Genomic DNA, 20887 nt, shown 5'->3' with positions numbered 1-20887 from the left:
TCTAACATTTCAACATAATTGAACTAAATGACTAAAACCTTAGCAAATATTAGAATTGATTATACCTTGGACGGTTTAAGGGAGAAAGATTTGGCACCAAATCCTCTTATGCAGTTCGAAAATTGGTTTTCTCAGGTATTAGCCGCTAACATCACTGAAGCCAATGCCATGCTGCTCAGTACTTCGGTAAACGACCGCCCCACGAGCCGCATCGTCCTACTGAAGGGCATGGACCAGGACGGGTTTGTCTTCTATACCAACTACCAAAGTAGCAAGGGTATCGCCATGGCCCATAACCCGCAGGTCGCTCTCACCTTCTTCTGGAAAGAACTCGAGCGCCAGGTGCGTATTGAAGGACGATCTCAGCAGGTTTCCGATCAAGAATCTGACGAATACTTTGCATCCCGGCCACGAGAAAGTCAATTGGGCGCATGGGTGTCCCACCAAAGTGAAGTAATAAAGGACCGCGATATTTTAGACAAGACCCTGCAGCAAGTCCAAGCAAGGTTCAAGGACCAGCCCGTTACCAGACCACCTCATTGGGGAGGTTATCGGGTAATACCCTCCTATATGGAGTTCTGGCAGGGGCGCCCTAGTCGGCTCCACGACAGGCTGGCGTATTTCAAAACAGAATCCGGAACCTGGAATATCGAAAGGCTTAGCCCCTAATAGGCCCATACAAAGCAAAAACGCCTCAGTTTTCACTGAGGCGCTTTTGCTTATAATTCTTAGCTTCCTATTAACGCTCGCTCATCGCTACAAAGTCGCGCTTTACTGGACCTGTATATACCTGGCGTGGACGACCGATAGGCTCCTTATTGGTGCGCATCTCTTTCCATTGAGCGATCCATCCTGGTAAACGGCCAATCGCAAACATCACGGTGAACATATTGGTAGGTATTCCAAGTGCTCTGTATATAATGCCAGAGTAGAAGTCTACATTCGGATATAGCTTTCTTTTTACGAAGTATTCGTCTTCTAGAGCTGCTTTCTCCAACTTCTGGGCGATTTCTAACACTGGATCTTTAATTCCTAGCTTATTCAATACATCGTCCGCTGCTTTTTTGATAATCCGTGCACGTGGATCGAAGTTTTTATACACCCTATGCCCGAAGCCGAATAAACGGAAACCACTGGTTTTATCCTTGGCCATATCAATGTACTTCTGAATGTCCCCTCCATCATTTTTGATGGCTTCTAGCATTTCTATCACTTCCTGATTGGCACCGCCATGCAATGGACCCCATAGCGCACTAATACCCGCCGAAATGGATGAATAGATATTCGCTTGTGAAGAACCTACCAGACGAACCGTTGAAGTCGAACAGTTTTGTTCGTGATCGGCATGTAGGATCAAGAGTTTGTTCAACGCTTTGGCTACTACCGGATCTACCTCATAAGAGGCTACTGGCAAGGCGAACATCATATTTAAGAAGTTCGAGCAATAATCCAGATCATTCTGTGGGTAATTAACCGGATGACCTTGCGATTTCTTAAAGGACCAAGTGGCGATCGTAGGCAACTTGGCCAACAAACGAATGATATGAAGGCTGGTAAGGTCCTCGGCGTCCTGGTGGTCAGGATAAAAAGCGCTCATAGCACTTACCAACGACGACAATACACCCATCGGATGGGCATTGACAGGGAACCCTTCAAATATCTTACGCATATCCTCATTTACTAAGGTATGCGTGCGAATTTCGTATTCAAAATCAGCATATTCCTTTTCTGTGGGTAGTTCCCCAAAAATCAATAGATATGCTACCTCTAAAAAAGTGGCCTTTTCAGCCAAATCCTCGATAGAGTACCCTCTGTAATTTAGTATCCCATTCTCACCATCTAAAAAAGTAATAGCGCTTTTGGTGGCACCTGTATTTTTATAACCGGCATCAATGGTAATATGGCCAGTTTGATCCCTTAATTTCGCAATATCTATCGCTTTTTCCTTTTCACTACCTTCTATTATTGGAAATTGATAAGATTTACCGTCAAGGGTTAATTCAGCTACTTGAGACATATAAACTAAAATAAAATTATTAAAAGGTTAGTACAAATATGATTGAGCGAGATACGCAAAATCAAAACGGCGTTTGAATCAGATTCTACTTAGCAGACATGTTATCTTAACATGAAATCTATCATTATGCTTGCGAGAAGGGCTCAAACACTAGCTGCAATATCTTAAAATTCCATGTACTTTCTATTACTATCTATGTTTTATTTGTGAAAATTCAATTTTGATAGTTTAAAGTTTCACAATTTATATTTTTAATTCTACTTTTTAAGGCCTGCATCCTATTTGCCCTTCTCCAACTTGATTTTTCTAACCAAGAACTACCTTTATTTAGACGAACTAGCACTCCTTTTGCCCTGAACCTAATAACAATTTTATAAGATACCAACCAAAAATGCCAGTCATAATAACCGGTAATAAATAGGCCCCATATATAAAGGATTTGCCTGTCATTCGATAAGTCACCGTACTAAACGTATGATGAACATACCATAAAAATGCTACCGATAGCCCCATAAAGCCCCCCAACAACATTTTCGCCTTGCCAGGCTGTGCCCAACGCACAACGGCTTCGCTTATAATAATAACGCCCAATAGTACCAGACTGACCGTCAGTAAGGCCCTTGGAAAGGTCTTGATATAATAATGCTGGTAGAGCAGTATACCCAACTTACCCACGATATTGGGGTGCGATAATAAATAGGCATTCGTAATGGCCAAGAGTCCTAATAATAACAGACTGCTCACTCTTTTTGTCATAGGGAGATAAATGGAAATATTTCTAGTTTAAATTTTATACCTTCTATAGGTATCTACAATATAATTTGTTTGTTGATCAATTGGTTCATTTGGGTTTAACCAATTTATGGCTACCCCATCCTTTTCCATTTTTCTGAAAAATGTCATCTGCCGCTTTGCGAAACGATGAATTTCAGTTTCTAATTTGGCAACCATTTCGTCGTATTTCAGATCCCCGACCAAGTACATCGTGATCCATTTATATTCAAGGCCATAGTAAATAAGCTCCTCAGCCGACAGCCCCTTATTGAGCAAGGAAGCCACCTCTTCAATCAGTCCGTTCGCAAGCCGATCTTTAAGTCTTATCGTAATTCTGTGCCTGCGAAGGTCCCTGTCAGGGTTAAGCCCAAATACCACAGCCGGATAAGCCCGATTTTCGATGGTTTCTGGATCAATGTCAGGATTGGCCGACAAAAAGGTGACGATTTCAATGGCTCTCATCAATCGTTTTGTGGTAGAGATATCGGCAGAGGGAAAGAGATGGCCCGGAAGTCTTTCCCAAAGCAGTAGGAGAGCATCTCGATCCATGGTGTGGAGCCGCTCTCTCAAAGAAGGATCAATAGGGATTTCCAAATGCCGATGCCCGGCCAAAAGTGCTTGAAGATACATGCCCGTACCGCCACAAAGCAAAGGAACCCTCCCTTTCGCAACAATACTGGGATATACCTTCCTAAAGTCCTCCACAAATTCACGCACATTATATTGATGCCCTGCAGCCACAATATCGATGAGGTGATAGGGGACTCCCGTATATTCCGCCAAATCCTTACCTGTACCTATATCCATTCCCCGATACACCTGCCGGGAGTCCACACTGACAATCTCGCCACCTAGCCGAAGTGCCACCTGTACGGCTAGCCTGGTCTTGCCCGATGCGGTGGGCCCTAAAAGCACCAAAAGTGGCGTTTGCTCCATACTGTCTTTGTGTTCACCTATAGCCATGCTACACTTTCATTATAATGATACTCGCCTTTTAACCTATCCTTTAACATGGGGAAGCGTCAAATGACTTAACCAATTTTACACTTCCCTGATTCCATATCTCCGTGTTGCCGTCGACTGGCTGACTGGTCGGGGACAGGGCTACTCGTTGCCACTGGGGTGCACCGATACTAAATGAGACGGCCGGACTACAAGAAATAGGCGCAAATCCAAGACGCTCATAGCCGGAGCCATCGGACCAATCCAGGTCAGCATAGGTCATCAGATCGTCGGCATGCACCTCTAGGGAAAACGCTTTTATTAATTTACTTAAGCCCCCCACTACGGTATGATCTATTAGATTGGCAAATCGAATCAACTCAAAGGAACGATAAGGCCTGCCCTTCTTTTTAAAAACACGAACGTGACTAAACGTAGCGACAGAGACCAACAATTCTTCGGAATCACCAGTAACCATCTGTAAACTAGGGTTTAATACCCTAAAATATTGCTTAGGAAGGTACAATCCAAATTGATATTTGGACATGGTAGCACCTTGCAAATGATGGTTATTCAAGAATTGTTTGGATGTCGCTTTATCCACTCTCCGCACTTGGGTCAATCTGCCGGGTAGCGTTTCGGATAGACCAATGAGTCCACGAAGTCTCGACTGAACAATCGATTTTTTCCCTCTCCACTGATCCTCCCATAACAGGACAGCGGCTCCATAACGATTGCGGTGTGCCTGTATATATTGAATATAATAACACCTCAAGTCCTGCCGCCCATTCGGAGCGTTTTGCCAAGCCTGAAGGGACACGATGGCCACTAATACGGGTGGTTTGGAGGGGTGTTCGAGTATCAATGGCGCTATGAGTCCATTAAATAGGGGGAGCTTCTCTATTCGGCAATTCGGCAATTCCCTTGCCCAATGGGCTATTTCATCAGTTACAGTTAGCATACAACACAGGGAAGTCCATCTCTTATAAAAAACACAGCCAACCATTTTCAGGCAGGCTGCGTTCTACCCAACTACTTAGATCGTTCTACTTAGTAGTCTTTCTTACCGTCCTTTTTGGCCTTTTTCTCGGCTCTTTTTTCTTTTAAATTTTTCTCGGGCTCTTTTTTGCTACTCCCTTTGTCCAGATTTTTCCCCTTTGCCATGACCTTTTACGTTTAATGTGACATACATCTTTCGATCGACTGGGAATAGACGCTACGCAGACCATACCCAATTTTGGAGGTAAATTTACGGACTGAATTTTGAATAAACCCTACGGTAAGAAAATATCTATGCCGTTATCCAGTCCAAAATCATATTGGCACGCATGCCACTGGCACCGGTACTGGGGCATTTGCCCTCTCCACGGAGGTCTTTTACGATCAGGTCTATCAATGGTTGCTGGACATGCTCAGGGTATGGGATCGTAAATGTTTGAGAACCAGAAGCCGTTTCTAAACGAATATCAAACTTCTCGAAAAATGAGAAATCAATTCGACCTTTACTCCCTATAATGGTAGCCGCATCCTCTCTCTGGGCCTTGTCGACGGTATAGCACCAGCTCCCTTTTCCTAACGCACCCGATTCGAACTCAAAGTTGGCCATCGTGATATCGTCGGCCTTGTACAGTCCAGCCTGATTCCTTGAAATACCCTGTGCAGACTTAATAGGTCCCAAAATATACTCTAATAAATCGAACTGGTGGGAAGCAAGATCATGAAAGTGCCCCCCTCCAGATATTTCTGGATCTACCCGCCAGCGGGGTTTTGCGTCGGCCCCAACCTCTTCGTCGTAGGGCTGCCATTGCAGGGTAATATCCACGAAGCGAATGTCTCCAATGACCTGAGAATCGACCAGTTCCTTTAATTTTACAAAGTATGGAAGGGTACGTCGATAGTAGGCTACAAACAAAGGGACCTCTGTCTGGCGGCTTACTTCAAACATACGGGCACATTCGGCGGCATTTCGAGCCATGGGTTTTTCTACATACACGGGCTTTCCCGCTCGAAGGGCCTTTTCGGTATAGGCCTCGTGAACATCGGGAGGGGTGGCTATATAGATGGCATTGACCTCCGGATCATTAATAAGATCGTCTACCTGGTCGTACCAGCGAGGCACTCCATGTCTTTTGGCATAATCGGCCGCCAAAGTACCATCACGGCGCATCACCGCTACCAAGCTAGAGTTGACAACTTTATTAAATGCCGGGCCGCTCTTCACTTCTGTCACGTTTCCACAACCAATTATTCCCCATTTTATTTGATCCATCACTATCTTTACAGTTTATTTATTACTTATTTAAAAACAAAGCTAAAATGCCATGAATGAAACTTCCCAACAGCCCAACAACCCCCTACATGGCAAAACCTTAGAATATATTTTAACCGAACTATATGATTACTATGGATGGGAGCAATTGGGCTACTATATTAATATCAACTGTTTCCAAAAGGATCCATCCATAAAAAGCAGCCTCAAATTCTTAAGAAAGACCCCCTGGGCACGCCTTAAAGTAGAGCAGCTATACCTTCGTATGCTCGACCGCCGATAAGGTTTTGGCCAATGCTTTAATCCTCCTCGATGTCCTGGCTAGAGGGGCGGTTCGATTGAAGTTCGTTATATCGATTGATGGCCTCTAGGTCCTGCTTATAGGCCTCGAACCGCTCTAACCATTCCTGATCTTTGTGCGCTAACTCTTCCAAGTGCCCTTGTTTCATTTCCTTAAAAATATAAAGCGTAAGGACAAAAAGCCCTGCCACCAGCATTTGAAAGAAACCATCCCGCAAATTACCAGCCGCCATATAACATAAAATAAAAACGATAAAGCTCACCATAAATCGGCCAATCGCAAATTGTCTGAAAACCATATTCGAAGTTTAGTTAAATAGCTTCGTTAAAAACACCATCCAGATAGTACCAGATCCCATCTTCCTTAACAAAGGTGGACTTTTCATGGTGCAAACGCAATTTGCCCATTTTATCTCTGAACTGCGCTATAAATTCGACCCGATTCTCATCCGCCTTCACGATCTCCAGGTCTTTCCAAATATTTGCCCGCGCCCAAGAACCCACCTCATCCCTATCAAACTCCCCTCTTTTGGAGACATGGGTAGTAGTGAGGAGGTAGTCGATATGATGGGTAACATAGGCCGAATACCGGGAACGCATCAGTTGTAACGCCGAGCCCGCCTTTACTTTCCCACTCAGCAGGGGGGAACAACATGTAGAAAACGCCTCACTTGATCCACAAAAACATTTTTTACTCATCGATTTTTCCTATCTTAAATTCTATAAACCCATTTTATAGTTTCAGCAATTTACTGGTCCAGGTCATATATTCCAAAAGCAATACCTAGACTAACCCTACCAATATATCGAGCCTTAAGAATACAATAACCTATTATATCACTTAAGGGTTTTATCTTTGTACCAAATTTACCGATAGATACTAGCAGATAGTGCCTGTCATAGCCCAATCCATATGAAATTTGAAGATTACCGAATAGCCGACGAAATAAAACTAAATTTGACAGAAGCAGGGTTTAAAAAACCCACAGACATCCAATATAAGGCTATTCCGGCCATACTTAAAGGAGAAGATGTGCTGGCTATCGCGCAGACGGGAACCGGAAAAACCGCGGCATTCGCCATTCCAGTAATCGATTTGATCCTTAAAAAGAAAAGCTCCTCGCGTTCAGAGGGAATTAAGTGCCTGGTAATGGTACCCACCAGAGAGCTAGCCACCCAAATCACCAAGGTGTTTCAACAGCTCTCCAAACATACCAAGGTACACGCTTATGGTATCGTAGGTGGGGTAGAACAAGACCCCCAGATTGCCAAACTAGAAAAAGGAATAGATATACTAATCGCCACCCCTGGCCGACTCTTTGACCTGGTCAATCAAGGTCATATTCGACTGACTGACGTGCAGACGTTGATCCTCGACGAAGCCGACCATATGCTTAAGCTTGGATTTTTAAAGGACATTCAAGATGTCATCAAATATTTGCCCAAAAAACGACAGACCCTGTTTTTCTCGGCTACCATCGATGAACAAATCAAGAAAATAGCCTATTCGTTAGTCACTCGTGCCATAAGGATACAGATCTCCCCCAATGACCGTGTAGCCAAAAATATCAGCCATTCCGTCACCTATATCCAAATGGATGATAAACGTTTCTTTTTGGAACGGATGATCAGGCAGAATGAAGAAAGCAAAATTCTGGTTTTTGTACGGACAAAAGTCCGGGCCGAAAGGGTATTTGCCGCCTTGGAACGAATGGGAATAAAGTCGGTAACCCTTCATGGCGACAAAGATCAAGAAAACAGATTTATTGCCTTGGAGCAATTCCGCAGTGGGGATATCCATGTGATGATAGCCACCGACGTTTCGGCAAGGGGTATCGATATAGAAGCCGTGGACTTTGTGGTAAACTATGACCTCCCCGAACAGGTAGAAAATTATGTCCATCGGGTAGGACGAACAGGAAGAGGGGTAAACAAGGGTCAGGCGGTATCTTTTTGTAGCCCTGAAGAGAAGCCCCTCCTTCACGAAATACAGCATTACTTAGGCAACCCTATTAATGTGCTCGATATGAGCAAAAGCGAATATGAGGAGACCATCAACTTCACTGAAGATACCAACCTGGATTTGTCCAGCCTGATGAAAGAGGTGGAAGAATTTCAATCCAAGAAAAAGAAACCTAAGAAAAAATAAAAAATCGGCCTGTAAGCATTAAATAACTTACAGGCCGATTTTTTTGGGGAAGCATCTATATCTTAATACTCTTCCTCGTCAGCTAGAATTTGCCCCCTTAATTCCCCATAAACGTTGTCCTTAGTAGGGATATTCACATAGAGTGTACCCGTGATCAGCGCAGTTTGCTGGTCGTTGGTCAAGGTTTCGGATCCTTGGATTTGTCCACCAGTTGGATTGTTGGCAAGTTCAAACAAAATAGGCCCCGCTTCCCAAGCCGGTGTGGCATGATTAATGGTCACCGAAGTGGGGGTAACGTTTTGAAAAGTAATGTTATACTTCAGCGACATTGTACTTTTATTGTATTCAAAAACTCCTATGCCCTTGCCAGCGGCTGATACGCGTGGAACCGTTTGATCACTGTTGATCGTGGCTGTAAATTTTACAATATCATCCTTGTGAGGGCCTTCTTCTTTACAGGAAAGCATAGTCCCCACCATGAAGATGGAAGTAAATAAAAGTAAAATTTGTTTCATTGGCTTTTTCATACAACTTCAATTAAATAAAGAAAATAGGCTATAAATATACATACAAACTTACAAAAAAATGATACCAACCTAGAACCACTAAATATTTCTGACGTCAGAATGACGGATATAAACAATGGAGTTGTTCCAAATGATGCGATACCAATGGTCCACAGACCCAAGAATTGTAACCCTATGCCCCTTCCCTACCCGATCGACCACGGAAGCCGCTGCGGTAGGATTTTCCCTTAAAAAAGTTTTGGGATTGGTGATGACCGCCGAACGGTACAAAGAAGGCAAGTTGATAATTACCCCCACTACCAACAAATAGGTTAGTATCGATAACTTATGGACGATCAGAATACCCTGTCTTCTCTTGGTTTTCCAGTACATGATGTAAATGATATAGGCCCCAAAAACCAATAATAGCAGGGGCAAATAGGCCCCATACCTCCGATAAAAAATTATAAAATAGCTGTAATCATTAAAATCATACCCTTTAAGATTATGCTCTGAAGCCATTTTATCCATCTTTTCAAACAAGGTTCTTGACGGATTTACAAGGGCCAGTTGACTCAAGTAAAACAGAACATCTGAATAATTCCCGGTCCTTTCCGACAAAAAAGCGAGCTTTAGAACCATGGGTTGGTTATTTTTTTCGGAATTTGTAAAGTTTTTTTTATACAGGCTGAGGGCTTCCGTATATTGGGCCATAGCAAACAGAGAATCAGCCTCTTTTAACGCTGCAATATCCCGTGAAAAGGCCCATTTTGGGGTAAAAAACAAACCCATAAAAATACAAAATCTCAGGTATTTTATCACTAGTACTTGCATTATACTTTTAAGAATTCTACTTTTGCATCGCAATTACGGAAAACGCCTCGGCTAATCCAACAAAATTAACGATTCTGTAGCTCAGCTGGTAGAGCAATACACTTTTAATGTATGGGTCCTGGGTTCGAATCCCAGCGGGATCACAAGCTTTTCAAGTTTTAGGCTTTAGGCCCTAAACTTTAGGCGAAACTGAAGTTGAACAGTTATTTTTAAATCAACACTCGATTCTGTAGCTCAGCTGGTAGAGCAATACACTTTTAATGTATGGGTCCTGGGTTCGAATCCCAGCGGGATCACAAGCTTTTAAGGCTTTAGGCTCTAGGCCCTAAGCTTTAGGCTAAAACTGAAGTTGAACAGTTTATTTAAATCAGCAACCGATTCTGTAGCTCAGCTGGTAGAGCAATACACTTTTAATGTATGGGTCCTGGGTTCGAATCCCAGCGGGATCACACCTTTTTAATAGCCAAAGACCGCAAGTCTTTGGCTATTTTTGGCTATAAGCAGGTGGCATCCCCTGTGGCGTGCAATCTATGATCTGAGCCTCCACGGACCATCATCTTCATATGCCAAAAACGAATGGAACGATCGGCGATCAAACCATTTTATTGGGAGCCTAATCTGATAATATTACAAATACAGGTGGGAGGGTCTGAATAGAAAAGACAAACATCTTCGACCCCTCACGATGTGGCTCTAAAGGCCTTAAATTTAGCACGGGCCGCCCTAGCGGTAAGTTGATCCCTAAAGCCGGACCTAAGCAGTCGTATGGAAGCGGGCCTGAGATGGATGGGGGCAAATAGGGATCAATATATACAGCAAGCATATCCTTAGCATGCAAAGTGAAATTTTTAATAGTAATACCCAAGGGTTTTACAATCCATAGTTTGTCCTAAGAAAAAGCGAGAACATCAAAATTTGGTAATTTTCCCATCTTCCATTTCGATGACCCGATGTGTTTTTTCTGCAAAACTTTGGTCGTGGGTGACAATAAGCAGGGTCTGGTCAAATTCTTCCGCCAGGCGCTTAAAGATATCGAAAACCATTTCACTATTTTTTTTATCTAGGTTTCCGGTGGGTTCATCACCCATTATAATATCCGGGTCGTTGATCAAAGCACGGGCTATGGCTACCCGCTGTTTCTCACCCCCCGAGACACGATTAGCACGCTTCCCAGCCAAATGTTCTATTCCCAACATTTTTAACCTTACTAAGGCCCTATGCTCCACTTCATCATGGCGGTACTTATTTAGCTTTAAGGCTGGTAACATCACATTATGCAAAACTGTAAATTCATTCAGCAAGTAATGAAACTGGAAGACGAAGCCAATCTTTTCATTACGAACCGCAGCCAGTTCGGGTTCCGTTCTATGAATCATCGACTCCTCATCGATCAGCAATTCGCCCTCATAGTCGGTGTCCATGGTCGATAATATATAAAGCAAAGTCGACTTGCCACAACCCGATTTACCCGTCACAGAAACAAATTCACCCTTTTTGATTATAAAATTGATGTCCTTCAAAACCTTGACCGTAACAGGATCTCGAAAATACTTATTAATACTCCTAGCTTCCAGAATAATATCTCCCATTTTATTTACCACGGATTATAACAACCGGATCGACCTGGCTCGCCTTTCTTGAAGGAAACCAACCGGCCAAAAAGGTTGTGATGAGTGAGAAAGACGTCCCAATGGCATAGAACGCGAGGCTATAATTGACAGGATAGGTCGTTATAGTAGGCAAGGAGGCCGTTGTAAACGGAACCTGATCGATCAGCAACGACAAGCCAAATCCGAGCATAAGCCCTAATACCCCTCCAAAAAAGCCTATGCTCAGGGCGATCAGTAAAAAAATACTTTTTACATCGCTACCCGAAAACCCAATGGCCTTCAGTATGGCTATGGAATCCATTTTTTCGAATATCATCATATTCAAAATATTATAAATCCCGAAGCCGGCGACAATTAGCAAGGTTATACCTACCGCATAAGAAATAAGGGTTCTGATAAAACTACCCGTTTCAAATTGTGCATTGGCGGTTTGAATATCCTCAGCATCGGTTCCAAAAATCTGTCGGTACTCTTGCGCTATGGAGGGTGCCTGAGTCATGTTGGTCAGTTTGATCTGAATGTCTGTAATATAATCACCAGGCTTGCCCAGTAGTTTCTGGGTGGTCATTATAGAGGCATAGCTTTGTACTTTGTCAAACTCTAACATACCCGACTGAAAGAAACCCACCACTTTTAAGGGAAAAATTTCTCCTTTGGCGGTAGTAACCTGAACCACGTCACCCAGCTCGGCGAGGAGCTTATCGGCCAGCCCTTTGCCAAGAATGATACTATTGGGCACTTTTTCGAGGTCAGCAGCCTCTCCGGCTACGATATAATCGTTAAAATGAAAGAGTTGGCTCTCCTTTATCACCTCTATGCCATTGACGACCCCGGTGATCTCTATAGCCCCGGCATTGAAAAACACTTGAGCCGTAATTTTGGGCGAAAAACCACTCACCCGTTTATCTTCCTGAAGCACCTGCATGATCGCCCCATTATTATAGATAGACTGTCTGTCACCCGAAGCTTTGATGGATCTAATAAAATGATGGTAATCGGCATACTCCTTCACCTGGTATATAGGCTGATTAGGGTTCGGTTTTATTTCGTTGTATAAGCGAATATGGGGAGTCCTGTTGAGTACCAAGCCATCGAGCAAGTCGTTGAGCCCTGTCATAAAGCTGAGCAAGGTGATAAACATCCCGATGCTAAATGTGACACCAATGGCCGCAACAAGCGTCTGCTTCCACCTGGCCAACAACAGTGCTTTGGCCACATCGATAATCAAATGGTAATTCATTCTTGAGGGATCGTTATAAGATCATTTTCAGTGATACCAGAGATAATCTCCACACGCTGGTAATCCTTTAACCCTGTAACTACCTTTCTCTTTATATTGTTTTCGAGCATGACGGAGTCGCCAGGCATTAGGTAATTCCGGGGGATTGTGAGTACCTTGTCTTTTTTGCTGATCACGATATTCGCTTCGCAAGTAAGGTAAGGATATAAGGTAGGAGGAGCCTTTATAAAATCGGCCTCCACGGTAAAAGATTTGGAACGTTCGTTCATGACGGGTATGATGCTACTCACTACCGCTTCAAATAGCTGACCTTTATAGCTATCCATAGACAGAAATAGATTTTGCCCTATTTTTAGGCTAGCAATGTCATTTTCGTCGATCTGTAATTCCAGTACGAAATCGTCTGAAGCCCCTACGATAGCCACTGGGGTGGTCGCATTGACCATCTCTCCAGCCTCCTTAAAAATATCATAGACGGTACCATCTATTTCACTTCTAACCGTATAATCCTGGGCCATTGATTTTGAAATTTCCAATAATTTAAGCGATTGCTTCCTTTGAAAGGCGATCTGTTTTTTAAGGTCAGCCAAACGAAGTTTTGCCGTTTCCAAGGCATTTTCAGAATTCTGATAGGTCAACGTCCGAGCATCTAATTCGTTTCGGGTCCCTATATTTTTGGCCCATAAAGCCTTTTGTCGTTCCAACATAGACCAATCGTTATCCCGCTTCGTCTGGGCCAAGTCAATAGCTATGGTTAGCTCCTCCAGTTTTTCTTTATTAGCCGCTTCGGAAGCATATTGGGCAGTAAGGGCAGCATTATCGGTATTCAATTTAGCCGTCACATTGGTAATCTGAATAATGGGGGTTCCCTTGGATACAACCTGGCCTTTACGCACCAATAGCTTACTAATGATCCCAGGCGATGCAGCATAGGCCTGATACTGATTTCGGCTTTTAACGATACCCGACGCATACACCGACTCCGTAATAGGGCCAACTGTCGGCTTTAGATGCTCAGTTTTGCTCTGACAGGCGAACAATCCAATCAAAATAATAAGCGTTATATATAACTTCATGACCAGCGGTCTATTAAAAAATATGAAATATCTGAACAGGGTGGATATTCGAATTAAGGTAAGCGCTTTCACCATATTACGAATTTAGCAGGCTTTTCGGTGAAAGCCTGTAAGTAAAAACATTTTTCCTTATGACATAAGTCAGACTATCCCCCACATAAGGGAGTACGGGCATGGTATGCATACAAAAAAACTGCCTGATTCAACTAGATGTTTCTTCAGGCAGCTCTATATTCAAATCTCCTTTGCATCATACCTTCATGATATTTAATGGAGTACCCGTCCAATCAGGAAAAATGGAACTAGAGGAATTAATAGACAAGTGGCTTTGAGCAACTTCCGAAAAAACGGCTCTAAAGTCGGTGGTAACCTTCAAATCGCGGCCATCCTCTAGGTTTTCTTTGGCCAAGGGGTCTAACTTTCCATATACGACTCCCCCATTTACGTCTTGTCCAAGAATAAAATTGCAGGAGGCTCTTCCATGGTCGGTTCCACCGGTACCATTCTCCTTCACCGTACGCCCAAACTCCGTCATACTCATGAGGGTGACTTGGTCCTGTAGACCACCCAAATCTTCCCAAAAAGCCTCAATACTATTCCCAAAGTCGGTTAGGTTTCTAGCAAAAGTACCATTGGTACTTCCTTGGTTAAAATGGGTATCCCAACCATTAGATTCGGCAAAGCCAATCTCCATACCTACGTCCATCTTAATCAATTGGGCTATTTGTTTTAGGGAATTGCCCAGTGCGGACCTTGGATACACCACACCTTCCAATGGCTTATAGGCGTTCACATCCGTTTTCTGTAACATCTTCATCGCCTCAAAACTATCTTTACCAGTGTTACGCAGTAACTCAGAACTCGTTTGTTCATAGAGTGCTTCAAAACTGTTGGCGGCCATGCCGGCACCCGTTTTGCTCCCTTTCATCTGTATATTAAAATCTTGTAGATTACTGATCGCTACCGCTGGCTGATTGCCATACAAGGAACGAGGCAAGGCAGAAGTGAGACTTACGGCTTGAAACGGACTTATAGTCCCCCCATGGCCATTTTCAAGTAGTCGGTTGAGCCAGCCGCTGGAGGTTCCTTTTCTGAACGGTGTCCCCGACTCCATATAATCCTGTGCATCGAAATGCGATCTGGTCGTATTAGGCGAGCCTATTCCATGGACGATAGCCAATTGTTTTTCGGCAAATAGCCTTTCAAAACCCTTAAGGGCCGGATGTAGTCCGTACCGACCATCCAAATCGATGAGTCCTCCCCCTCCAGCCCCAGGGGCAATGAAAAGGTTAGGCCTTGCCGCCTGCAAATGGGTATCCGTAAAAGGGGTAACAGCCATAAGTCCATCCATAGCACCACGCTGAAAAATACAAACCAGGGTCTTCTTTGGCCCATTTGGGCGATTAAAAGCCTTAGCCGCTGCCTGTAGCACAAAAGTGGGCAAGCCTCCCGATAGGCCGGCAGCAAACACGGCCATACCACTACTCTTAATAAATCCTCTTCTCGTGATCATAAAACAATATTAGGTTATTTAACGACGCTGATATTCTGGTGATCCTAATATGACGCCTACCACTTGCGCCAACATATCGGGCTGTTTCGGTGTATTTCCCTTATTCTTTTTCCTGGAGCTGGCCCAATCCATCGAACTATCTAACTTGGCACCGGAAGCCGACTGTTCCACCTTTTCATGTAAGTTGGGATCGGTCAATAAAGGCTCGAGACGAGACACATTGATAGCCGGTACGCGGTCAGGGAGGATAAGACTTAGGTATTGCGCTAAGGCCGCCTGAGCACTTTCCGGTTCATGGCCCCGATTTAAAGCCAACAGATCGACTTGAGCTCCGGGTATCTTCCCTGACGCCAGCGCTAATCCAAAATTCATGCGATTCAGTAAAGCCCCCGTATTAATCCAATAAGTGCCAATATCAGGAAAACCGGTGGGTGCCTGGTAGGCATATAGTTTTTCTCCCATCCGATTCGACCAGCTATAAATTTGGTTGGGGTTATCTATTTCAACATTTAAGTTCCGTACCGCTCCAACGACCAATTCGAAGGGCGACTTTGTTTTGTCAGCTTTTAGCGCCTCTTTCCAGAATTCCGGGGATTCTACCATTACCATCAATACGGCTTTAATATCACCTCCTGTCTTCGTAAATTCCTTGGCCATGGTACTAACTAGCTGCTGAGGTGGTTCATCACTAACGAAGCGGACCGCCAATTTCCTCGATATAAACTGGGCAGTAGAAGGGTGGTTTGCCAGCATATGGATCAGATCGACCCCCTCCTGATACCCTGCTTGCGGTCCAAAACGATGTCCCATCACATTTTTAACGCCTTGATCGTGCCGGCGTTCAGCAAACATAAAATCACCATCAATGATAAAGGCTTCCGAAGCGAACCCCCTCCTACCGCTACGGTCGGAGGCGGACTTGCCCATCGCATAGCTACCCATCGGACGCACGGTCCACCCGGTGAGCACCCTTGCGGCTTCTGTGACATCCTCTTGGGTATATCCCCCATCAACACCCAAGGTATGGAGCTCCATTAATTCCCGCGCATAGTTCTCATTGAGTCCTCTATTGGCCCTTCCCTTCGCGCCCCCCTTGGCCGATGGGGCACTTGCCACGCTACTGAAATTATCGAGGTAATAGAGCATCGCTGGTGACTTAGCAGTAGCCAGGAGTAAGTCATTAAAATTCCCTAAAGCATTGGGACGGATCACATCTCGCTCGTAGGAGGGGATATAAAGCGCACAAATATTTTTGGTAGCAGAGACATTGAAATGGTTAAACCAGAAACTCGTCATTACTTCCTGCAACTGATTTCGGCTGTATATCGACCTATAGACCTTTTGGCCTACCAACTGTCGCTGAAGCTCTTGAGGTGCCTTCCACCCCTTTTCAGACATATACTTCATTAAGTCGCTCCGATAGCTCTTGTCCCCCTTTTGAACCGAATCTGGAGCGATGACACCCTCTTTGATCGCCAGTCGGAGTACTTGTCCAGGATTGCGATAAATGGCCAGTATGGAGTCATTTCCTAGGTCGAGGGCATCATATTTATTCAAATACTGGTTGAGGCCCTCATCCGATCGTTCAGCTCTTAACTGATTCTCAAACCATGTTTCAATTCCTTCCTCCAGCAGCTTATCCACTTCGCCGGGTCGAGCTCCATAAGTAAACCTACTCAAGAGGCAGGCCGCAGCCTGACGATCCGAAAGTCCTGCCCTTTGGTATGGAAACCTCTTGGTAACTCGCCCCGTATCTTGATCGGAACGCGCTGCGGGTAGTACAAAAAAACAACCACATACGAATAAGATTAACCAAAGTCTTTGTCTCATATTTTCCAGAGTTTTTCTAATGCATCATTTGACCAATTAATCCAAATAGGTTTAATTAGCGCATATTAAATTTATGCCAGTACCGTATCGAATTGGAAAATAACGCCCCTATGCTCAGGTATGCGAGAGTGGGAGAAACATGGCAGTCGCCCTGTTAAATATAAGATACCAATAGGCTCCGGGACAAGGTCGGTACCTACACACGACTTTTAAGGCGGACATCCCGGCGCCTAGCCCCCGATACCTATAAGAGATTTGCGGTGGTTATTATCTCATTAAAAATCGATAATACTAAATAATTGACCTTCAAAGCCTTGTAAAATAATTAGCGATAATCGAGTAAAAACAAGATAAATGATTGGTGAAATACACTTTTTCCAGTACTTTTGCAGCCTGTTGGAGAAGCAATTTCTTTTTGAATTTGGCTCCAGCACCTCAAATATATTTTTCGGCCAGGTGGTGGAATTGGTAGACACGCTACTTTGAGGGGGTAGTGCTCATTAGGGCTTGGGAGTTCGACTCTCCTCCTGGTCACCAAAAAAGGTTACAATTAATTTTGTAACCTTTTTTTTGTGGGCATTTTTCTAATAATAAAGTTCTTTATCTATTAGAGAAGTGATGTATTTGAAGTCTTCGGGGTTGTTGACAAAATCCAAATGATTGACATCGATCTCCAACACCTTTCCATGTAAATAATGGTCTACGAAGTGGCTGTATTGTTTATTGAGGTTCGACAGGTAGTCCGCTTCAATTCCAGATTCAAAGTCACGCCCTCTCATTTGGATCTGGGATTGGAGCTTGGGCAGGTCGGCTTTTAGATATATCAAGATATCCGGCGGACGTACCGTATTAATAATGGAGTCGAACAACATTAAATAGGTTTCGTAATCCCTTGGCGTCAGCAAATCGCTCTCAAATAAATTCTTGGCGAATATATAAGCGTCCTCATAAATGGTACGGTCCTGGATAATGGTCGTATAGGTCGCAGATTGTATTTTTTGAATCTGGGCAAAACGACTATTCAAGAAAAAGATTTGAAGATTAAAGGCCCAGCGCTGCATATCCTCATAAAAATCGGCCAAATAGGGATTACCATCCACTGCCTCATACATGACCTCCCAGTTATAATGTGCACCTAAAAGCCTAGTAAGGCTTGTCTTACCGGCGCCGATATTCCCTACTACTGCTATATGCATGATGGTAAATAGTTTGACATAAATGACAAAGTTAGCAGTAAGCCTCCTTTCCTGCAAACCAGTGGCTCCGCTATAACGGGTGGTATTCCAGGAAAGATGCAGCTGCTAACACGCTCCAGTTTTAATGGAAGCCCACGATAAAATTGCTGCTTAAGCACAACGACTTTCGTAAAAACTATCATTATTCGTATATTTGCGACCTCAAAGCGACAAACAAAACGTTTAGGCACCATCAATCAGACAGAATACCATGAAACCATACCGCGTCATTCTATATTATTGCTATTCTCCCATTGAAGATACAGAAACCTATAGAGACGAACATCATCTTTTTTGTGTACAAAATAATCTGCTAGGAAGGATTATTATTGCAGCAGAAGGGCTAAATGGTACGGTATCGGGCACTCCGGAGGACTGCCAGGCCTATATGGACTATGTACGATCGGATGAACGGTTCAAGCACGTCGCCTTTAAAGTAGAGGAGCACGATAGCATTGCCTTTCAAAAATTACACGTCCGCGTCAAGGACGAAATTGTAAATTCTGACCTTCCCGTTGACCCCTTAAAGCAAACCGGCAAACACCTAGAACCCGCCGAGTTTAAGGCCTTGTTGAACGACCCCGACGTAGTACTGGTCGATATGCGTTCGGACTATGAACATGAAGTCGGCAAATTCAAGGGAGCTATTACCTTCGATATGCACAATTTGCGCGAGCTTCCCGAGCATGTAAATGAAATAGCCCATCTGAAGGACAAAAAGATTGTCACCTACTGTACTGGAGGCATTAAATGTGAGAAAGCCAGTGCCTACCTCATCGACCAAGGGTTTCAGGACGTTTATCAGTTGCACGGGGGAATAATCCGGTATGGCCTTGAAGAAGGAGGTGAAAACTTTGATGGCAAATGTTATGTATTCGACAACAGGATCACCGTGGACGTCAATAAAGTTAACCCTACGGTCATCTCCAAATGCCATATTTGTGGCACCCCCTCCGACCGCATGGTAAACTGTGCCAACGCAGCCTGCAACGAACATGTGCCCATTTGCGAGCAATGTGGCTGGGAAATGGAAGGAGCCTGTTCAGAAACTTGTAAGGCGGTCCCCGATAAGCGCATCTACGATGGAACTGGCTATTATGTGAGTAAGAGCAACCATTATCAACCCATACAAGGCCTTAAAAGCCAGAAGCGGAATTTGATAAAAATGAAACTCGCTCAAAGAGCAAGTTCCGTTGATTAGGCCAGGACTTTGGTAAGAACATAATCGTTCATCCAGTACGGGCCAATAGGGATGTCCTCTTCACGTATAATTTCATAACCCATTCGCTCATAAAAGCCTCTGGCTTTGTTGTGGCGATTCACATTGAGATTAAGACATACTCCCCCTTTTTGTATTACATAACTTTCGGCGGCTTGGAGCAAAAACTTACCGGCTCCTGTTCCTTGGCTCGAAGGCAGCACATATATTTTGTGCAGTTTATATATATGAGAAGCCACCCAACCGATGGAAGCGAATCCAACCAAATTTTGATCCTGAAATAATAAGATAAAATGTTGCCCTTGCTGCATCTGATCGGCCAAGGCTTGAGGGGCATATAGGGTATCGAACATATACTGGAGTTGCTCCTCCTGCAATATATGCTTATAGGTAGGCGCCCAAATTTTTGACTGAAGTATAATGATGGATTCTATATCCTCGATGCCGGCATCTTTAATGCTAAAATTGGTCATCATATTGAAAATTGGCTTAAGTTTGTCGAGTAATCAAACTTCAAAGATAATAAAAAACAACTTTGCTCTAGCGAATTCGCCAAGGGCAAGTCAACGAATAAAAAAACAATAATGACAAAACCGCTTATTTTAGTTACCAACGACGACGGTATCACCTCCAAGGGTATTCGTAAACTGGTAGACGTTATGAAAAACATTGGGGATGTAGTGGTGGTCGCACCCAACAGCCCTCAATCGGGAAAAGGCCATGCCATTACTATAGGGGAGCCTCTGCGGTTGTACGCTACCGATATTTTTGATGAAATCGATGAATACGAATGCTCTGGCACTCCCGCCGATTGTGTAAAACTGGCCAAACATTATATTTTAAAGGACCGTAAGCCCGACTTAGTGGTTAGTGGAATTAACCACGGAAGCAATAGTTCCATTAGTATACTTTATTCGGGTACGATGTCGGCGGCTATAGAAGGAGCCATAGAAGGTATTCCGGCCATCGGATTTTCACTATGTGACTTCAAGGAGGATGCCGAATTTGACCATGCCCTACCCTATATAGAACGAATTACACGGGAATCCCTTTCCCATGGCATCCCCAAAGGAGTAGCCCTAAATGTCAATATTCCAGCCATAAATCAGGAGCCAATCAAAGGAATAGTAGTCTGTAGGCAAGCGAATGCCAAATGGCAGGAGACTTTCGACTACAGGGTCGATCCTAACGGAAGAGGGTATTTTTGGATGGCTGGCGACTTTATTAACTTTGACAGCGAAAAAGGAGATACGGATGTTTGGGCATTAGACAACAACTATATTTCTATCGTTCCGAGTCAATTCGATCTGACAGAATACGAAGCGGTACGGGAATTGCAGTCCTGGAACCTCTAATTCACTTAACGTAATTGT

21 protein-coding genes and 4 tRNA genes are annotated in these 20887 nt (G+C 43.9%); 9 read left to right on the top strand and 16 right to left on the bottom strand.

Annotated features, from left to right (window positions below; genetic code table 11):
* Positions 1–27 precede the first annotated feature (27 nt).
* Positions 28–669: a pyridoxamine 5'-phosphate oxidase gene (gene pdxH, locus CLV98_RS08345; RefSeq protein WP_109673852.1), complete on the top strand. Its 642-nt coding sequence runs from the start codon at positions 28–30 to the stop codon at positions 667–669.
* Positions 670–739: 70 nt separating this feature from the next.
* On the opposite strand, the gene CLV98_RS08340 is transcribed toward pdxH, so the two are convergent.
* From CLV98_RS08340 to CLV98_RS08320, 5 genes are all read right to left on the bottom strand, one after another.
* Complete coding sequence (locus tag CLV98_RS08340) at positions 740–2017, bottom strand: citrate synthase (RefSeq protein ID WP_109673851.1); 1278 nt, start codon at positions 2015–2017, stop codon at positions 740–742.
* A gap of 336 nt (positions 2018–2353) precedes the next feature.
* Complete coding sequence (locus CLV98_RS08335; RefSeq protein WP_109673850.1) at positions 2354–2773, bottom strand: hypothetical protein; 420 nt, start codon at positions 2771–2773, stop codon at positions 2354–2356.
* Positions 2774–2800: 27 nt separating this feature from the next.
* The gene (gene miaA, locus CLV98_RS08330) at positions 2801–3754 is read right to left on the bottom strand and encodes a tRNA (adenosine(37)-N6)-dimethylallyltransferase MiaA (RefSeq protein ID WP_229203266.1); all 954 of its coding nucleotides are present in this window, start codon (positions 3752–3754) and stop codon (positions 2801–2803) included.
* Positions 3755–3797: 43 nt separating this feature from the next.
* Positions 3798–4694: a hypothetical protein gene (locus tag CLV98_RS08325; RefSeq protein WP_109673849.1), complete on the bottom strand. Its 897-nt coding sequence runs from the start codon at positions 4692–4694 to the stop codon at positions 3798–3800.
* 330 nt (positions 4695–5024) lie between these two features.
* The gene (locus CLV98_RS08320; RefSeq protein ID WP_109673848.1) at positions 5025–6002 is read right to left on the bottom strand and encodes a Gfo/Idh/MocA family protein; all 978 of its coding nucleotides are present in this window, start codon (positions 6000–6002) and stop codon (positions 5025–5027) included.
* A 52-nt stretch (positions 6003–6054) separates the two neighbouring features.
* On the opposite strand from CLV98_RS08320, the gene CLV98_RS08315 reads away from it, so the two are divergent.
* The gene (locus tag CLV98_RS08315) at positions 6055–6285 is read left to right on the top strand and encodes a VF530 family protein (protein ID WP_109673847.1); all 231 of its coding nucleotides are present in this window, start codon (positions 6055–6057) and stop codon (positions 6283–6285) included.
* A 16-nt stretch (positions 6286–6301) separates the two neighbouring features.
* On the opposite strand, the gene CLV98_RS08310 is transcribed toward CLV98_RS08315, so the two are convergent.
* Together CLV98_RS08310 and CLV98_RS08305 are read right to left on the bottom strand one after the other, a co-directional pair.
* The gene (locus CLV98_RS08310; protein WP_109673846.1) at positions 6302–6601 is read right to left on the bottom strand and encodes a hypothetical protein; all 300 of its coding nucleotides are present in this window, start codon (positions 6599–6601) and stop codon (positions 6302–6304) included.
* 13 nt (positions 6602–6614) lie between these two features.
* Complete coding sequence (locus tag CLV98_RS08305; RefSeq protein ID WP_109673845.1) at positions 6615–7001, bottom strand: YchJ family protein; 387 nt, start codon at positions 6999–7001, stop codon at positions 6615–6617.
* A gap of 214 nt (positions 7002–7215) precedes the next feature.
* On the opposite strand from CLV98_RS08305, the gene CLV98_RS08300 reads away from it, so the two are divergent.
* Positions 7216–8451, top strand: coding sequence for a DEAD/DEAH box helicase (locus tag CLV98_RS08300; protein ID WP_109673844.1), 1236 nt, complete (start codon positions 7216–7218; stop codon positions 8449–8451).
* Between the two features lie 62 nt (positions 8452–8513).
* Here CLV98_RS08300 and CLV98_RS08295 read toward each other — a convergent pair whose 3' ends face one another.
* Both CLV98_RS08295 and CLV98_RS08290 read right to left on the bottom strand, forming a co-directional pair.
* Positions 8514–8978 carry a CHRD domain-containing protein gene (locus tag CLV98_RS08295; RefSeq protein WP_109673843.1) on the bottom strand — a complete coding sequence of 155 codons (465 nt, stop codon included), beginning with the start codon at positions 8976–8978 and terminating at the stop codon, positions 8514–8516.
* 78 nt (positions 8979–9056) lie between these two features.
* Positions 9057–9671 carry an SH3 domain-containing protein gene (locus CLV98_RS08290; RefSeq protein ID WP_229203265.1) on the bottom strand — a complete coding sequence of 205 codons (615 nt, stop codon included), beginning with the start codon at positions 9669–9671 and terminating at the stop codon, positions 9057–9059.
* 190 nt (positions 9672–9861) lie between these two features.
* Here CLV98_RS08290 and CLV98_RS08285 point away from each other — a divergent pair.
* The 3 genes from CLV98_RS08285 to CLV98_RS08275 all read left to right on the top strand — a co-directional run bounded on the left by CLV98_RS08285 (position 9862) and on the right by CLV98_RS08275 (position 10240).
* Positions 9862–9934, top strand: a tRNA-Lys gene (locus CLV98_RS08285).
* Between the two features lie 80 nt (positions 9935–10014).
* Positions 10015–10087, top strand: a tRNA-Lys gene (locus CLV98_RS08280).
* 80 nt (positions 10088–10167) lie between these two features.
* Positions 10168–10240, top strand: a tRNA-Lys gene (locus tag CLV98_RS08275).
* 459 nt (positions 10241–10699) lie between these two features.
* Here the strand turns inward: CLV98_RS08275 and CLV98_RS08270 are convergent.
* The 5 genes from CLV98_RS08270 to CLV98_RS08250 all read right to left on the bottom strand — a co-directional run bounded on the left by CLV98_RS08270 (position 10700) and on the right by CLV98_RS08250 (position 17060).
* Complete coding sequence (locus CLV98_RS08270; RefSeq protein ID WP_109673841.1) at positions 10700–11380, bottom strand: ABC transporter ATP-binding protein; 681 nt, start codon at positions 11378–11380, stop codon at positions 10700–10702.
* 1 nt (position 11381) lies between these two features.
* Complete coding sequence (locus CLV98_RS08265; protein WP_109673840.1) at positions 11382–12641, bottom strand: ABC transporter permease; 1260 nt, start codon at positions 12639–12641, stop codon at positions 11382–11384.
* On the bottom strand, positions 12638–13717 hold the full coding sequence (locus tag CLV98_RS08260) for an efflux RND transporter periplasmic adaptor subunit (RefSeq protein ID WP_109674024.1): 1080 nt from the start codon (positions 13715–13717) through the stop codon (positions 12638–12640). Before CLV98_RS08260 ends, CLV98_RS08265 begins: the two co-directional genes overlap by 4 nt.
* A 250-nt stretch (positions 13718–13967) precedes the next feature.
* Positions 13968–15230: a DUF1501 domain-containing protein gene (locus CLV98_RS08255; protein ID WP_109673839.1), complete on the bottom strand. Its 1263-nt coding sequence runs from the start codon at positions 15228–15230 to the stop codon at positions 13968–13970.
* A gap of 18 nt (positions 15231–15248) precedes the next feature.
* The gene (locus CLV98_RS08250; RefSeq protein ID WP_109673838.1) at positions 15249–17060 is read right to left on the bottom strand and encodes a DUF1800 domain-containing protein; all 1812 of its coding nucleotides are present in this window, start codon (positions 17058–17060) and stop codon (positions 15249–15251) included.
* A gap of 450 nt (positions 17061–17510) precedes the next feature.
* Here CLV98_RS08250 and CLV98_RS08245 point away from each other — a divergent pair.
* Positions 17511–17597, top strand: a tRNA-Leu gene (locus CLV98_RS08245).
* Between the two features lie 47 nt (positions 17598–17644).
* Here CLV98_RS08245 and CLV98_RS08240 read toward each other — a convergent pair.
* Entirely contained in the window at positions 17645–18256 is a 612-nt protein-coding gene (locus CLV98_RS08240) for a deoxynucleoside kinase (RefSeq protein WP_109673837.1), read from the bottom strand.
* 250 nt (positions 18257–18506) lie between these two features.
* On the opposite strand from CLV98_RS08240, the gene trhO reads away from it, so the two are divergent.
* The gene (gene trhO, locus CLV98_RS08235) at positions 18507–19496 is read left to right on the top strand and encodes an oxygen-dependent tRNA uridine(34) hydroxylase TrhO (protein WP_109673836.1); all 990 of its coding nucleotides are present in this window, start codon (positions 18507–18509) and stop codon (positions 19494–19496) included.
* On the opposite strand, the gene CLV98_RS08230 is transcribed toward trhO, so the two are convergent.
* Positions 19493–19990 carry a GNAT family N-acetyltransferase gene (locus CLV98_RS08230; protein WP_109673835.1) on the bottom strand — a complete coding sequence of 166 codons (498 nt, stop codon included), beginning with the start codon at positions 19988–19990 and terminating at the stop codon, positions 19493–19495. The genes trhO and CLV98_RS08230 overlap by 4 nt on opposite strands.
* Positions 19991–20098: 108 nt before the next feature.
* Between CLV98_RS08230 and surE the strand changes: the two genes are divergently transcribed.
* Positions 20099–20869 (top strand): 5'/3'-nucleotidase SurE, encoded by a 771-nt coding sequence (gene surE, locus CLV98_RS08225; RefSeq protein ID WP_211319998.1) that lies wholly within the window; start codon positions 20099–20101, stop codon positions 20867–20869.
* The last annotated feature ends 18 nt before the right edge of the window (positions 20870–20887 follow it).

This window comes from Dyadobacter jejuensis, from assembly GCF_003149085.1.
Lineage (GTDB): Bacteria > Bacteroidota > Bacteroidia > Cytophagales > Spirosomataceae > Dyadobacter > Dyadobacter jejuensis.
The sequence above is the reverse complement of the archived record's forward strand: the minus strand, read 5'-3'. Positions and strand labels throughout refer to the sequence as shown.

What these genes read in the sequence shown, in the direction of transcription:
- CLV98_RS08265 (WP_109673840.1), bottom strand. Translation starts at nt 12,641, where the DNA reads ATGAATTACCATTTGATTATCGATGTGGCCAAAGCACTGTTGTTGGCC.
- CLV98_RS08250 (WP_109673838.1), bottom strand. Translation starts at nt 17,060, where the DNA reads ATGAGACAAAGACTTTGGTTAATCTTATTCGTATGTGGTTGTTTTTTT.
- CLV98_RS08290 (WP_229203265.1), bottom strand. Translation starts at nt 9,671, where the DNA reads ATGGCCCAATATACGGAAGCCCTCAGCCTGTATAAAAAAAACTTTACA.
- CLV98_RS08305 (WP_109673845.1), bottom strand. Translation starts at nt 7,001, where the DNA reads ATGAGTAAAAAATGTTTTTGTGGATCAAGTGAGGCGTTTTCTACATGT.
- CLV98_RS08315 (WP_109673847.1), top strand. Translation starts at nt 6,055, where the DNA reads ATGAATGAAACTTCCCAACAGCCCAACAACCCCCTACATGGCAAAACC.
- miaA (WP_229203266.1), bottom strand. Translation starts at nt 3,754, where the DNA reads ATGGCTATAGGTGAACACAAAGACAGTATGGAGCAAACGCCACTTTTG.
- pdxH (WP_109673852.1), top strand. Translation starts at nt 28, where the DNA reads ATGACTAAAACCTTAGCAAATATTAGAATTGATTATACCTTGGACGGT.
- CLV98_RS08300 (WP_109673844.1), top strand. Translation starts at nt 7,216, where the DNA reads ATGAAATTTGAAGATTACCGAATAGCCGACGAAATAAAACTAAATTTG.
- CLV98_RS08325 (WP_109673849.1), bottom strand. Translation starts at nt 4,694, where the DNA reads ATGCTAACTGTAACTGATGAAATAGCCCATTGGGCAAGGGAATTGCCG.
- CLV98_RS08320 (WP_109673848.1), bottom strand. Translation starts at nt 6,002, where the DNA reads ATGGATCAAATAAAATGGGGAATAATTGGTTGTGGAAACGTGACAGAA.
- trhO (WP_109673836.1), top strand. Translation starts at nt 18,507, where the DNA reads ATGAAACCATACCGCGTCATTCTATATTATTGCTATTCTCCCATTGAA.
- CLV98_RS08270 (WP_109673841.1), bottom strand. Translation starts at nt 11,380, where the DNA reads ATGGGAGATATTATTCTGGAAGCTAGGAGTATTAATAAGTATTTTCGA.
- CLV98_RS08295 (WP_109673843.1), bottom strand. Translation starts at nt 8,978, where the DNA reads ATGAAAAAGCCAATGAAACAAATTTTACTTTTATTTACTTCCATCTTC.
- CLV98_RS08240 (WP_109673837.1), bottom strand. Translation starts at nt 18,256, where the DNA reads ATGCATATAGCAGTAGTAGGGAATATCGGCGCCGGTAAGACAAGCCTT.
- CLV98_RS08310 (WP_109673846.1), bottom strand. Translation starts at nt 6,601, where the DNA reads ATGGTTTTCAGACAATTTGCGATTGGCCGATTTATGGTGAGCTTTATC.
- CLV98_RS08260 (WP_109674024.1), bottom strand. Translation starts at nt 13,717, where the DNA reads ATGAAGTTATATATAACGCTTATTATTTTGATTGGATTGTTCGCCTGT.
- CLV98_RS08335 (WP_109673850.1), bottom strand. Translation starts at nt 2,773, where the DNA reads ATGACAAAAAGAGTGAGCAGTCTGTTATTATTAGGACTCTTGGCCATT.
- CLV98_RS08255 (WP_109673839.1), bottom strand. Translation starts at nt 15,230, where the DNA reads ATGATCACGAGAAGAGGATTTATTAAGAGTAGTGGTATGGCCGTGTTT.
- surE (WP_211319998.1), top strand. Translation starts at nt 20,099, where the DNA reads ATGACAAAACCGCTTATTTTAGTTACCAACGACGACGGTATCACCTCC.
- CLV98_RS08230 (WP_109673835.1), bottom strand. Translation starts at nt 19,990, where the DNA reads ATGATGACCAATTTTAGCATTAAAGATGCCGGCATCGAGGATATAGAA.
- CLV98_RS08340 (WP_109673851.1), bottom strand. Translation starts at nt 2,017, where the DNA reads ATGTCTCAAGTAGCTGAATTAACCCTTGACGGTAAATCTTATCAATTT.